15 protein-coding genes and 1 other annotated feature are annotated in these 13,995 nt (G+C 43.7%); of the genes, 2 read left to right on the top strand and 13 right to left on the bottom strand.

What is annotated here, in order from left to right; genetic code table 11:
* Positions 1–14: 14 nt before the first annotated feature.
* From ABE547_RS02990 to ABE547_RS03000, 3 genes are read right to left on the bottom strand one after another with little or no spacing between them, the layout of a single operon-like run.
* On the bottom strand, positions 15–959 hold the full coding sequence (locus ABE547_RS02990; RefSeq protein ID WP_347377379.1) for a DUF1848 domain-containing protein: 945 nt from the start codon (positions 957–959) through the stop codon (positions 15–17).
* A 15-nt stretch (positions 960–974) separates the two neighbouring features.
* On the bottom strand, positions 975–1,511 hold the full coding sequence (locus tag ABE547_RS02995) for an HD domain-containing protein (RefSeq protein WP_347377380.1): 537 nt from the start codon (positions 1,509–1,511) through the stop codon (positions 975–977).
* A 14-nt stretch (positions 1,512–1,525) separates the two neighbouring features.
* Complete coding sequence (locus ABE547_RS03000) at positions 1,526–5,296, bottom strand: efflux RND transporter permease subunit (RefSeq protein ID WP_347377381.1); 3,771 nt, start codon at positions 5,294–5,296, stop codon at positions 1,526–1,528.
* Positions 5,297–5,409: 113 nt separating this feature from the next.
* On the opposite strand from ABE547_RS03000, the gene ABE547_RS03005 reads away from it, so the two are divergent.
* Complete coding sequence (locus ABE547_RS03005; protein ID WP_347377382.1) at positions 5,410–6,144, top strand: SDR family NAD(P)-dependent oxidoreductase; 735 nt, start codon at positions 5,410–5,412, stop codon at positions 6,142–6,144.
* Here ABE547_RS03005 and ABE547_RS03010 read toward each other — a convergent pair.
* From ABE547_RS03010 to ABE547_RS03055, 10 genes are all read right to left on the bottom strand, one after another.
* Complete coding sequence (locus tag ABE547_RS03010; protein WP_347377383.1) at positions 6,141–6,893, bottom strand: exodeoxyribonuclease III; 753 nt, start codon at positions 6,891–6,893, stop codon at positions 6,141–6,143. The two genes, ABE547_RS03005 and ABE547_RS03010, sit on opposite strands and share 4 nt — an antisense overlap.
* 57 nt (positions 6,894–6,950) lie before the next feature.
* Positions 6,951–7,685: a tRNA pseudouridine(38-40) synthase TruA gene (gene truA, locus ABE547_RS03015; protein ID WP_347377384.1), complete on the bottom strand. Its 735-nt coding sequence runs from the start codon at positions 7,683–7,685 to the stop codon at positions 6,951–6,953.
* Between the two features lie 25 nt (positions 7,686–7,710).
* Entirely contained in the window at positions 7,711–8,160 is a 450-nt protein-coding gene (gene nrdR, locus ABE547_RS03020) for a transcriptional regulator NrdR (RefSeq protein ID WP_347377385.1), read from the bottom strand.
* A gap of 77 nt (positions 8,161–8,237) precedes the next feature.
* Positions 8,238–8,489 (bottom strand): YlmC/YmxH family sporulation protein, encoded by a 252-nt coding sequence (locus ABE547_RS03025; protein WP_347377386.1) that lies wholly within the window; start codon positions 8,487–8,489, stop codon positions 8,238–8,240.
* 82 nt (positions 8,490–8,571) lie between these two features.
* Positions 8,572–8,757: a ferredoxin gene (locus ABE547_RS03030; protein ID WP_347377387.1), complete on the bottom strand. Its 186-nt coding sequence runs from the start codon at positions 8,755–8,757 to the stop codon at positions 8,572–8,574.
* Positions 8,758–8,820: 63 nt separating this feature from the next.
* Positions 8,821–9,750 (bottom strand): carbamate kinase, encoded by a 930-nt coding sequence (arcC, locus tag ABE547_RS03035; RefSeq protein WP_347377388.1) that lies wholly within the window; start codon positions 9,748–9,750, stop codon positions 8,821–8,823.
* 86 nt (positions 9,751–9,836) lie between these two features.
* Positions 9,837–10,775, bottom strand: a complete 939-nt coding sequence (locus tag ABE547_RS03040) for a thiamine pyrophosphate-dependent enzyme (RefSeq protein WP_347377389.1) — start codon at positions 10,773–10,775, stop codon at positions 9,837–9,839.
* A 12-nt stretch (positions 10,776–10,787) separates the two neighbouring features.
* The gene (gene porA, locus ABE547_RS03045) at positions 10,788–11,969 is read right to left on the bottom strand and encodes a pyruvate ferredoxin oxidoreductase (RefSeq protein ID WP_347377390.1); all 1,182 of its coding nucleotides are present in this window, start codon (positions 11,967–11,969) and stop codon (positions 10,788–10,790) included.
* Between the two features lies 1 nt (position 11,970).
* A complete protein-coding gene (locus ABE547_RS03050; protein WP_235249916.1) occupies positions 11,971–12,273 on the bottom strand; it encodes a 4Fe-4S binding protein in 303 nt (100 codons plus the stop codon).
* Entirely contained in the window at positions 12,273–12,845 is a 573-nt protein-coding gene (locus ABE547_RS03055) for a 2-oxoacid:acceptor oxidoreductase family protein (protein ID WP_347377391.1), read from the bottom strand. The genes ABE547_RS03050 and ABE547_RS03055 overlap by 1 nt, the downstream gene beginning before the upstream one ends.
* Positions 12,846–12,933: 88 nt before the next feature.
* Positions 12,934–13,189: a binding site (T-box leader), on the bottom strand.
* Positions 13,190–13,362: 173 nt separating this feature from the next.
* On the opposite strand from ABE547_RS03055, the gene ABE547_RS03060 reads away from it, so the two are divergent.
* On the top strand, positions 13,363–13,959 hold the full coding sequence (locus ABE547_RS03060; protein ID WP_235249919.1) for a nicotinate-nucleotide adenylyltransferase: 597 nt from the start codon (positions 13,363–13,365) through the stop codon (positions 13,957–13,959).
* Positions 13,960–13,995 lie beyond the last annotated feature (36 nt).

A 13,995-nucleotide genomic window follows, 5' to 3' on the forward strand; every position in this document is an offset into this window, starting at 1 on the left:
TTTCTCTGTTTTTACTAAAAATCCGTGTACATTTCCGGCAAATCAAACAATGAAATCTGATTATCTCTGCTGGATTCCAGATCCTGATCTGTAATCACCTCATCACCTCTCAGATGTCCACTCAGAATCGGAGATTCCGGATCATGCTGATCGAATTTCTTTTTTGCACTCTCAAGGCTTCCGGTCGCATAACAATACCTGCATCCGTGTGTACAGGTATCATACATTCCGATATCAATGCTTTCTGCGCATCCGCATTCTCTGCGTTGTCCGGAATCCTTCTTAAGATCCAACTTATATCCAATCAGACTGCGGATTCTGTCCTTGTCAATACAGGCACCGTGACAGATACCGTACCTGCTCAAATCGATTTTTTCTGCACATGTATATAACGGAAGGTGATGTTTTTTTGCAATCTTTGACAACCCTTTTGCAAGTTCTTCCATGTCTTCTCTTTCCGGTTCCAGGAAACAACTTCCTTTATATGAATCATAAAAACTGAATATGCACCTTGTCGTCGCCTCATGAAGCCATTCACACATCATCTCAAACTTCTCAAGGTGATAGGAAATCGTATATTTTTCTGTCAGAAGAATGGGATCAAATCTCCAGTCCATTCTTTCTTTTCCCAGCATCTCACTGACAAGAAGAAACGTTGCCATAGATTCCGCCATGGAAGGAAGGTTTGTCTCCATCTCTTCTTCGTAATCTGTAATTGTCATCTGAAAATAGTACTGATATCCCATATCATCTATCTCTTTTAAAAACGGCAGCATCGGTTCCGGATTTTTTGTCCAGAATGCAATACAGTCCACCGTATCCGGCGACAGCACAATTCTTTTTACTTTTTTTCGATTGTACGGATTGGGCACCATAACCTCCCCGGCTCTGAGCCGGTTCACAAACCATTCCGGATAGATAGCCGGGATATCCGTTCTCCTGCTTGCACTTATAATCATATTCGCACTCCTGACTTATCCGAAGTTCTTACGTACCAGACGGCAATACTCTTCGTACGCCTCCACACCGGCAAAAGCCTCTTTCAAAGATTCCTGCATTCCTTTATAATACCATCCGATTATCTCTTTATTTTTCATACGAAAGCGATTCCACAGTTCTTCTCCAACCACCGGATAATCTCGATTAATATCTCTCATATTGGACAGTTTATCTGCCAGAGCGACCATCTGTACTTCCCTGGGAGCAGTTCGGATATGCGTAATTGTTGCGGACTTCCGTTCCATCCACGTCCTGGACTTATCCTCACTCTCCTGTACAACAATATCCGCTACCCGTTCTGAAAATTCCCTTGCCAGAAGTTCCTTCGTAATTCCTTCACAGTCTTCTATCGTATCATGCAGTACTGCCGCACTGATGACCTCTTCATCTCTTGTCATTGTCGATACGATATCCCCGACTTCTATCGGATGTACGATATACGGCCGTTTGGTTCCTTTCCTTACCTGTCCCTCGTGTGCTTTTGTGGCAAATTCAATCGCTTTGTTGATCATGATGGTACCTCTCCTTATTCTTCTATCTCCTCACGCAACCTTGCTTTTTCTTTTTTATGGAACATATCATATATACATGGTACTACGATCAGCGTAAGCACTGTTCCATAGATCAACCCTCCGATCGTAACAACAGCCATCGGCTGCACCATATCTGCCCCCATTCCAAAGCCTGCAGACATAGTAGACAGACCAAGGATTGTTGTCAGAGCAGTCATGACAATCGGACGCAGTCTTGCTTTTCCCGCTTCTTCCAGTGCTTCTCTTCTCTCCAGCCCCTGTTCCTGAAGCTGATTTGTATAATCAATAAAAACAATCCCATTATTTACGATGATACCGGACAACATTACGAATCCGATCATCGCAATGACACTGACGGACATTCCGGACAGCCACAGTGCCAGAAGTCCTCCCGTAAACGCAAGTGGTACTGTAAACATAACAATGAACGGAGAACGCAGAGACTGAAACTGCGCAACCATAATCAGATACATGAACACAATTGCCAGACCAAGCATCTTAAAGAGTTCCGTCATCGCTTCATTAATGGTCGCATCCTCTCCCGTCATCTCTACCTCATATCCTTCCGGGACTTCGTATGCTTTTAATTCCTTTTTGACGCGATTGCTGACAATTCCAATATTATCACCATCCGCAATTTCTGCAGTCACAGACATATAGCGGCTCTGGTTCTTCCGACTGATCGCCTTCAGACCGGATGCATCTTCAAAAGATGCTATATCTGCAAGTTTTACTTCCTCCTTACTTCCATCCTGCTTTTCTACGGTAACAGTCATATTCCGAATATCTTCTCTGGACAATTTTTCATCTGCTTCATCCAAAACATACACATCATAATCATCCGTATCTGTCGACAGTACTGTCGCCACACGTGATGCCGCAAGCCTTCCGTACAGACTCTGATATACCTGAGCAACGGTGAGCCCTTGTGAAGCCGCTTTGTCTTTGTCGACAATCACCCGAAGTTCCTCTGTATTTTCTTCTGTTCCGTCAGATACATTTTTTGTCCCTTTGACATCTTCTACAAGACGTTTGACGTCTCCTGCTATTTTCTGGAGCTGATCCAGATCCTTTCCTCTGATCTGGATGTTGATTCCCGAGGCTCCCAGGGAACTCATGTCCATATTGGACATATTCACTGTCAGTTCACCACTGATATCTTTGGTTACTTTTTCAATCTCATTTTTCAATTCCTCATTCGACATGGACGGATTTTCTCTGGTCGTTGCATAGATCTCGATCTTATTACTCTCCGTCTGCGTCCCCATCATATCTGAGGAAGACACAAGTCCGCCAATATCTTCTATATCTTCTATCTTCCCAACTCTTTCCATCACCTGATCAGCCACTTTTGCAGTATCTTCCAGACTGGTTCCTTTTTCTGTTTCGAGCGACATACTGATCTGTGTGCTTTCCATTGTCGGAATAAATTCTGTTCCATTTGAATATGCAAGAGCAATGCTGCCTGCAAATAAAGCGAGAGCTCCGATCAGAACCAGAATCTTTTTGTTTAATAATATGGTTAGAATACGTCCATATACATTCCGGATACGGGTAAACACCATGGATTCCTTTGCATTCGTTTTACGCAGCATTCCGGCTGACATCATCGGTACCACCGTCAGTGCCACCAGAAGACTTGCCAACAGCGAATATGCAATTGTAAGTCCCATATCCACAAACAGCTGCCTTGTAATCCCCTCCGTAAATACAATTGGAAGAAATACACAGATCGTCGTCAGTGTAGAGGCCAGAATTGCACCACTCACCTGCTTTGCACCCTGAACCGCTGCCTCTTTGGCAGTTTTCCCCTCTTCATTACGCATTCGGTAGATATTTTCAATCACAACAATCGAATTATCCACCAGCATTCCGACCCCAAGCGCAAGGCCGGACAATGATATAACGTTCAGTGTCACCCCTGAAAAATACATGGCAACCAGAGCTGTCGTAATACTGATTGGAATAGAACATGCAATCACCAGAGTCATACGGATACTCTTTAAAAATACCAGAAGAATCAAAATTGCCAGAATGGCACCAAACACCAGATTTTCCAAAACAGAATGAACCACCATGTCAATATAGACTCCCTGATCCATCAGTGTAACTGTCTGTATTTCCTCATTTTCTTCTTTGATCCTCTCAAATCTATCCAGTACTCTGTCACTGACATCTCCGGTTGAATAACCGGTCTGTTTCTGGATCACCAGCATGACTCCCGGTTCGCCATTTATCTTCGCATATGTTTCATCTGAATTATCCACAAGTTCTACACTTGCAACATCAGACAACCGGATCGGATCAATTCCTTCCATATCAAGAATGGTAAGATTCTTTAATTCATCTATATCCCTGAATTTGTCTCCTACCCGCACAAGATAATTCAGCCCGTCCTCTGAAACATATCCGGCCGGCATTCGAAAGTTATTAGCCGCAAGAATCGTTTTTATGGTATCCGCATTCAAAATTCCCGCAACGTCAGCCCCTGCAAGTGCCTCTCCCTGTGATGACTCAAGCTGCGCTTCCTGCATCTGAAGTGCCGCTTCTCCCGTCGCGATCTGTGCCGTTCCTTCTCCAATTCCCACAGCCGCTGTAAATTGAGCAGAGGCAAGCTGTCCTCTCGCCTCCGCAAGAGACAATGCCCCGTCATTCACCTGTTTCTGCATTGCAGACAGTTGTTCCTTCCCATCCACAATCTGCGAAAGCGCATCCTGCAGCTGTTGTTCCTGAGCTTCTACTTTCTGTATCGATTCCTCCAGCGTCTCAAAAGTAATTCCCCGCTCTTCCAGTGATACCCGAAGCTGTTCCATCTGTTCCTGAATCTGTGCTTTTTGTTCCTCCGTCAGATCCTGTTCCAGCATTTGCTTCAGGTTCTGATACTGTTCCTGTACAGACTTCAGTGATGTAAGTTCAAGCTGTATAATCATAAGCTGCTGACTGACCTGGGATTCTGCAAGATTCAGTTCAGCCATCTTCTCGTTAATCTCCAGCTGAGCCTGTTTCAGCTCCTCGCTTTTCACCGACAGCTGGGATTCTGCCGATGCAAGTCCGGATGCAGCCTGTTCCTTTCCAAGATCCAGTGCTGCTTTTCCGTTCTCGACCTGCTGTCTTGCCTCATCCAGGGCTTCTTTTGCTTCATTGATCCTGCGCTCCAGTTCAGCCCGGATCTCATCACTCAGCTGATTGATATTCTCCTCATTTAACGTAACTTCAACTGTTTCTTCTATACTCCCGGACGTTGTCACAGAGGCTACGCCCTCTACACTTTCAATCTCCGGAAGAACCTTTTCTTCAATCACCTTACTCGTTTCTGCCGCATCATCGCTCCTGGCACTGACTGCCGCAATCAGAACCGGCATCATATCCGGATTCAGCTTCATGATAATAGGATCCGATACCTCTTCCGGCCAATACCCCTTAATCTGATCCAGACTCTCCCTCATCTCTATCGTAACCGAGTCCATGTTCGCTGTCTGATCAAATTCCAGGATCACCGTCGAAGAATTATCGCTGGATATCGACTGCACCGTTTTAATATTGCTGACAGTCGCCATTGTCTGTTCAACCGGCTTGGTAACAATCTCTTCCACTTCTTCCGGACTTGCACCCACATATCCTGTAATAACGAGTGCGTACGGAAGGTTTATGCTTGGCAGAAGATCAACCGTCATATGTGTAAATGACACAACACCTAATATGATAATCAATACAACTCCCACAACTACTGTATAAGGTTTCTTCACACTAAATCCTGATAACATTGGATGCCTTCTTTCATTTTTATCTTCCATATCGTCTGGACATGAATATTACTTTCATTATATAATAAAACTCCGAAAAACAAAATTAAAATATATAAAATCAGGAGTCAGATATGAATCGTAAAACTGTTTTTATTACAGGTGCATCCCGCGGAATCGGAAAAAGCGCCGCAATATTATTTGCTTCAAAAGGATATCATACTTTTTTGAATTGTGCCTCGTCCCTGGAGGCTTTAGAAAATGTAAAAGAAACCATAGAAACTCGTTTTCAGGTGCCATGCACACTGGTTCCCGGTGATGTAGGGAATCCTGAGAATGTCGCACAGATCTATACACAGATTTATCAGCAATGTGACCATCTGGATGTCCTTGTAAACAACGCCGGTATTTCCTACATCGGGCTTTTGACCGATATGAGCATCGAAGAATGGGAGCATGTCATTCATACGAATCTGTCTTCCGTTTTTTACTGCTGTCGGGAAGCCATCCTTCCGATGGTATCGCAGAAATCCGGAAAAATCATCAATATCTCCTCCATGTGGGGAACTTCCGGAGCCTCCTGCGAAGTCGCCTACTCTGCTGCCAAATCCGGAGTAAACGGGTTCACACGGGCACTTGCCAAAGAGCTTGCTCCAAGCAATATCCAGGTAAACGCCATTGCCTGCGGAGTCATTGACACAGATATGAACCGTCAGCTGTCCGCCCGAGAGCGGGAGGCTCTGGAAGAAGAAATTCCCGCCGGAAGATATGGAACTCCGGATGAAATCGCACAGATTATCTGGGATATTGCCAACGCACCCGCATATATGACTGGTCAGATCATCGGAGTAGACGGCGGATATCTCTAATCGATATCCAGCTCTACAGGGCAATGATCTGATCCCATAACATCCGTCAGAATCTTCGCGTCTTTCAGGCGGTCTTTCAGGCATTCCGAGACGCAGAAGTAATCAATACGCCACCCTGCATTCTTGGCTCTTGCACTGAATCTGTAGGACCACCAGGAATAGATTCCTGTTACATCCGGATAAAAATACCGGAATGTATCAATGAATCCAGCTTCAAGTAGTGCCGTGAATTTTTCACGTTCCTCATCCGTAAATCCGGCATTTTTCCGGTTAGTCTTTGGATTCTTAAGGTCAATTTCTTTATGTGCGACGTTCAGATCCCCACAGAATATCACTGGCTTCTTTTCTTCCAGCTTTTTCAAATAACTCAGGAATTCATCCTCCCACTGCATCCTGTAAGAAAGCCTTGCCAGCTCATTCTGTGAGTTCGGAGTATATACCGTCACAAAATAATAATCCGCAAATTCCAGAGTGATCACACGACCTTCTTTGTCATGCTCTTCCACTCCGATTCCATAAGCTACTGACAATGGTTCCACCTTTGTAAAAATTGCCGTGCCGGAATATCCTTTTTTCTCCGCATAATTCCAATACTGACAGTATCCGGGAAGTTCTAATTCCAACTGACCTGCCTGCATCTTAGATTCCTGTATACAGAACACGTCTGCATCTAGATCTCTGAACACATCCAGAAATCCTTTCTGCACACATGCACGAATTCCATTCACATTCCATGAAATAAATTTCATCTTCTGTCCTCCCTCATATGATAAAACGCGACATCCACTTTCATCGCATGCTATATTTTAATAATAGACTTTTCTAAGAAAAAGGCCTCTTGCCGGAGCCAGGAATCCCGCCAGACTCCGATCTTCAGCAGCTATCACAACCGGAAGCTTTGATGCATCTCTTTTTCCGGTTCCGATCTCCAGAAGAGTACCTGTCAATATCCGCACCATATGGTATAAAAATCCAGTACCATAATAGGTGATCCGCACTTTCTCTCCACTGCTTACAATCTTGATATTCGTAATCTTCCGAATCGGATCCTTGCAGTCCTTGTCATCGGTAAAACTGGTAAAATTCTTCGGGCCGATCAGATACTTTGTTGCATCTCTCATCGCCTCAATATCCAGCTTTTCCGGATAATGATAACAATATCTTCTTGAGAACACATCCGGCTTTTCCCGACAGTCAATATAATATTCATATTTCTTCCCTTTTGCGCTTTTCCGGGCATGGAAACCATTCTTTGCAAGCTCCACTTTAATAATACGAATATCTTCCGGAAGATACCTGTTCAGTGAATCTTTCAGTTCTTTTGTATCATACAGCTTTGACAGCTTTACGCTGGCCACCTGACCCCGGGCATGAACACCGGCATCGGTGCGCCCCGAACCGTCAACATGTACACGATAGCCAACCAGCTTGCCAATACTCCGTTCAAGAATAAACTGAATGGTATTGTCGGTAGTCGCCTGTCTCTGCCATCCCTGATATCTGCTTCCATCATAAGAAATGGTTAACTTATACGTTCTCATATCATCACCTAATCTGTTTTGTATCTCATTTTAATATTTTTTTCAACTCATCCATAAAAGTATTCACATCTTTGAATTCTCTGTATACAGATGCAAACCTTACATAAGCCACTTCATCCAGTCCTTTCAGTTCCTCCATCACAATCTCTCCGATCACATTGCTGGGAACTTCTTTTTCTTCCAGGCTGAAGATTTTCGTCTCTATACGATCAATCGTCTTCTGAATATCTGACGTCGCCACCGGACGCTTATAACATGCCCTGAGGACGCCATTTTCTATCTTTCTTCGCTCGTACTGTTCTCTGGTATTATCTTTTTTTATTATAGTAAGCGGAATTGTTTCAACCTTTTCATAGGTAGTAAACCTCTTTCCACAAACGTCACACGAACGTCTTCTGCGGATAGAATTTCCATCTTCCGCCGGTCGGGAATCGATAACTCTTGTATCCGGATGGCTGCAATATGGGCACTTCATCTTGATCGTTCCTTTCTGTCTATGTTCTTATTTCTCTAGATAAATACAGTATATCTGCAATACTCTTATAAGTCAAATTACTTTTCTTTTCTCTTTTCTTCGTGTATCTCTACAAGTATAATATCCGGCCCGATCTTCTTAATGCACTGGAATGGAATGACATATTCTGCTCCCTCACCAAACAAACCGCATAACTTTCCGCTCTTCGGTATGATCAATGCTTCTATATTTCCTTTGCATTCATCTATGATCAGATCCACTACAAATCCCAGCCTTTTACAGTCACATGCATTGATAACTTCCTTATCTTCCAGCTCTGACAGACGCATACATATTCCCCCTGTTCAAGACCTGCTTTTATAATAATATATGAAAAAAGTATCCAGAATTCACCTTCCGGATACTTCTTACCTAATCTTCAATATCAATGACTGCCACAGGGCATGCATCTCTTGCTTCCTGTGCTGTATTCTCATCCTCAGGCAATACATCTGCATACGCTTCCGCCAGTCCGTCATCATTGAACCGAAATACTTCCGGACAGGTTGCGACACATGCGCCACAGGAAATACATCCATCATTCACTTTTGCTTTCACGGGACATTCCTCCTTGTCTTTTTCAGATAGTATGTCCCGCTTTCCGGTTTTTAATCATAATCTCTATTTTATGATTGTGCCGGTCTTTCCTTTTAACGCTTCGTTCAGTTTATCAAAAGAAGTAATCAATGCGCTTCTTCCTTCTCTCTTTTCAATAAACTCGACCGAAGCTTTGAACTTCGGATACATGTTATACTTGCCAAAGTGACCTTCTTCCATATATTCCTTAGCCTGCTCCACACTGATCTCCCCGAGTTCTTCTTCCTCCGGTCTTCCCATATTGATTTTTACCTTCTCAACACTGGTCAGAATGATCAGCATATCTGCATTTATCTCTTCTGCCATCTTTCCGGCAGTCAGATCTTTTTCAATGACAGCTCCGGCTCCCTTCAGATGATGATCCTGCTCCAGAACCGGAATTCCTCCGCCTCCGCAGGCAACAACGATCTGATCTGCATCCAGAAGTGCCCGGATTGCATCGATCTCAACAATACTGACCGGATTCGGCGCAGATACAATACGGCGATAACCCTTTCCAGGCTCTTCCACCACATAATTGCCCTTTTTCCGTTCTGCATTCGCCTCTTCCACATTCATATAACGTCCCAGTACCTTTGTCGGTGTATAAAACGCTTCATCATATGGGTCAACGATCACCTGCGTCAGAATCGTACTGACCGTTCTGTAAATACCTCTGTTCATCAGTTCTTCACGGATTCCATTCTGAAGGTCATAACCGATATATCCCTGACTCATAGCAGAGCAAACTGACATCGGAGCGGCTGTATAATTTTCATGTTCCTTTCCGAATTCATTCATAGCAGTATGAATCATTCCCACCTGTGGTGCATTGCTGTGCGTGATCGCCACCTGATAACCTTTTTCAATCAGGTCCGCGATAACTCTTGATGTATTCTTTACCGCTTCTTTCTGTTCCGGAAGTGTTGTGCCAAGTGCACGGTGTCCTAATGCAACTACTACTCTTTTCTTCATAATCTATACCTCTGCTTTTCTATGTTTGTCTTCAATAAAATATAAGAAAATTATAGTATTTTTTTCACGAAATTACAACGTTTGTTTTATGCATTTCTGGAACATCTGAATTGAAGTTCTTCCCATCTTCTGTCCACTTCTTTCTGGAATGCTTCCAGAAGATATTCATTTCCCTTTTTAAACAGATGTTTGAATCTGCCCTGTGGTCTTAAGAAGTCTTCAATCGGAAGTTTTTTCTTCGGCTCATAGTTCAGGATCCATTTTCCTTCTACTACTTCAAACAGCGGCCAGTAACAGGTTTCAACTCCCAGCTTACAGATTTCCATAATATCCGGAGTATTGTATCTCCACCCTCTCGGACATGGAGCCATGATATTCAAAAATGCAGCTCCCGGTGTATAGATCGCTTTTTCAGATTTGATATGCAGATCTTTAAAGTTCTGCACAAATGTAGTCTGTGCGACATATGGAATATCATGCGCGGCAATTACTGCTGCCAGATCTTTCCTGTTCTGTGGCTTTCCATTACTTTCAGTTCCAACCGGAGTCGTCGTTGTATCCGCATACATTGGAGTCGCTGAAGATCTCTGAATTCCGGTATTCATATACGCACCATTGTCATAGCACACATATACCATATCCTGATTCCGTTCCATAGCTCCTGACAGAGACTGCAGACCAATATCATAAGTACCGCCGTCGCCGCCGAATGTAATAAACTTATATGTCTCGTCCAGTTTTCCTTTTCTTTTTAATACTTTATACGCACCTTCCACTCCGCTTAATGTTGCTCCTGCATTTTCAAATGCATTGTGAATATAGCTGTCTTCCCACGCGGTATAAGGATATGTAAATGTTGAGACTTCCAGGCAGCCGGTTGCATTGCCGATTACAGCCTTATCTCCCTCGTGGAGTCCTCTGAGTACATTTCTTACAGCAATCGTACCGCCGCATCCGGCACACATTCTGTGCCCGGGAGCAAGACGCTCCGTTTTATTCATCGTTTCTTTAAAATTATAACTCATCTTCTTCGCCCCCTATTCTCTGATTCCCATATAACGATAGGTCTCTCCTGCATCGCCGTCTTCGATGATCTGTTTCAGGGTTTCATATACGGCTTCCATATCTTCTACGCGCACGTCACGACCACCAAGTCCATAAATATAGTTCACTGCCAGCGCTTCAGATCTCGCTCTGAACAATGCCGCCATCACATCAGCTCCAAGCGGACCGCCCTGATTGGTATAGCTCTCCGCACGATCCATGATCGCAACTGCTTTTACACCTTTCAATGCTTCTGCAATCTCGGAAGCCGGGAACGGCCGGAACAGACGAATCTTGATCATTCCGACTTTTTCTCCCTGTGCACGAAGCTTATCTATAGCGTCTTTCGTGGTTCCTGATGCAGATCCGATGATCACTACAGCTCTCTGAGCGTCTTCCATGCAATACTCTTCAAACAATCCGTATTCTCTTCCGGAAAGCGCAGCAAATTCTTTTGCTACATCCAGAACGACCCCGTTTACATGTTTCATTCCTTCTGCCTGATTACGCTTTGCTTCCATATAATAATCGGTAATGGAATAAGGACCCACCGCCATCGGACACTCCGGATTCAACAGATAATTCTCCGGTTCATATTCTCCAACAAAATTTTTAACCTCTTCATCTTCCAGAAGTTCAATATTCTCTACCGCATGACTGGTAATAAAACCATCCTGGCAGATCATGATCGGAAGTCTGACATCCTGATGTTCTGCGATCCGATATGCCTGGACCATGTTATCATATGCTTCCTGATTGTTCTCTGCATAAATCTGAATCCATCCGGAATCCCTTGCTCCCATACTGTCTGAATGATCACAGTTAATGTTAATCGGACCGGAAAGTGCACGGTTTACCAGTGCAAGTGCCACAGGGAGTCTGTTGGATGCTGCAATATACAATTCTTCCCACATATACGCAAGACCACAGGAAGAAGTAGCTGTAAGACTTCTTGCTCCTGCTGCTTCTGCTCCGATTGCCGCACTCATGGAACTATGTTCACTTTCCACTGTGATAAACTCCGTATCTACCTGACCATTTGCCACAAAAGAAGCAAAGTACTGTGGAATCTCTGTAGATGGCGTAATCGGAAATGCCGGAAATACATCCGGGTTAATCTGTCTGAGCGCTACTGCCACCGCTTCATTACCTGATAATCTGTCTCTCTTTGCCATCTTACTTCACCCCTTCCATCGTAATTGCGCCAAATGGGCATGCTTTTACACAGATGCCGCATCCTTTACAGTGATCATAGTCAAATGCGCCTCTCTTCATATCTTTTACCGGAATAGAACTGTCCGGACATACCGGAACACAAAGAAGACACTGCTTACATTTATCCTCAATAAATACCGGTTTATTGGTAGACCATTCTCCGGTCTTAAAATCTCTGGAGGTTCCTGCCCCTGCAACGATCATTCCCTCCGTCAGATCCTGCCATTTTGTCTTTACGCCTAATTTACTGATATCTGTTGCCATTACCGTACCTCCTTTAACGCCATTTCAAGAGCCTTCATATTGCCGTCAATTACTTCCGGCTTACTTGCAAACTTATGTTCAAAAGAGGCTTTCATCTCTCTCAGAAATACTTCCTCATCCATAATACCCGCCACTTTGACGATTGCGGCCAGAAGCGGTGTATTCGGGAAGTATTTTCCCATGGTCTCCATCGAAACCTTATATGCATCGATGGTATATACTTTTCCTTCATATCCTTTCAGATGTGGAATAATCTCCTCTTTGGAACGCTGTGTATTCACAAGGATTGCTCCCTCTTTTTTCAATCCGCTTGTCACATCCACTGATTCGAGCAGGGATTCATCTACAACCACTACATACTGTGGATCATAAATATTAGAATGTACACGAATCTGTTCATCACTGATACGATTGTACGCTGTGATCGGCGCTCCCATACGCTCCGGTCCGTATTCCGGGAAGCCCTGTACATATTTTCCGGTTTTAAATGCTACATCTGCCAGAAGCAGTGCTGCAGTCTTGGCACCCTGACCGCCACGGCCATGCCATCTGATTTCCGTATGATTACTCATCTTTTCTCATCCTTTCTTTTCTATTGCGTTGGCTGTTCCTATGGCATTACGGAACAAACTTTTATAAAGAACAAAAAAATCCATCCCCAAAAGGGACGGATCCATATCTCATCATCATTCCGCAACCACCCTGTTTTCTAAAAAACAAGTACGAATACAACGCACTATCATACGCGGTTTCTGTAACGGGAAACCCCCGAGAAGACTTAATGGATATCGGATGTTTCCTTTCGGTCTTCCTTCTCAGAGATGATTTTCAAAACAATGCTCCCACTGCATTCCACCACCAGCAGCTCTCTGTAGGTGAGTCATCTGCTCCTACTCTTTCTCTTCATCGAATTATAATTATAGAGTGCAATCTGTTTTTTGCATATTGTGATTTTACCCTATTTTTTCACAAACGTCAACCTCTTTTTCACAGAATTCGACAAGATATTGCAAGGGCTTGCAATTATCTCATCAATCAGAGTATACTAATATCGAAAGTAAACACTGGACAGAAGAGGGGAGAATATACATGTTAGCAGAAACGGGCGTAATTCATGCAAGATTTCAGGTACTGCATTTAAAACATATGGAATACATACTTGCTGCAAAGATGAGATGTCGAAAGCTTTATATCGGCATTACCAATCCGGACAGTCTTCACACCAGGGATATTCCTCTGGATATTAATCGTTCCGCAAAATCGGCCAATCCACTTACCTATTTTGAACGAAGCGAAATCATTAAAGGGGCAATGGCAGAATTCGGTGTACCGGAATCAGAATATGAGATCATTCCGTTTCCAATCAGTTATCCGGAATACATCCTGCAGTATGCACCAAAAGATGCGGTGTATTATATGGGCATTTTTGATGATTGGGATGAGGAAAAATACAAAAGATTGAAAAGTCTTGGTCTGAATGTTGTCGTGCTATGGAAAAAGGCACCGGAAGAAAAAGGAATCACCGGGTCCAAGATTCGCAATCTGATCGCGACAGATCAGGAATGGGCACAGCTGGTTCCCAAAAGTGTATACCGGTATCTGACGGATCATCATCTGGATGAAAGAATCAGACGCCTGGAAAAGATGCGTCTGGACGAGAAAGATATTAACCTGATCAAAGATTAAAATGGATTGTTGCAAATATTTTGCAACAATCCATTT

The sequence above is a fragment of the Dorea sp. YH-dor226 genome (assembly GCF_039832105.1).
Classification (GTDB): domain Bacteria; phylum Bacillota; class Clostridia; order Lachnospirales; family Lachnospiraceae; genus Dorea_A.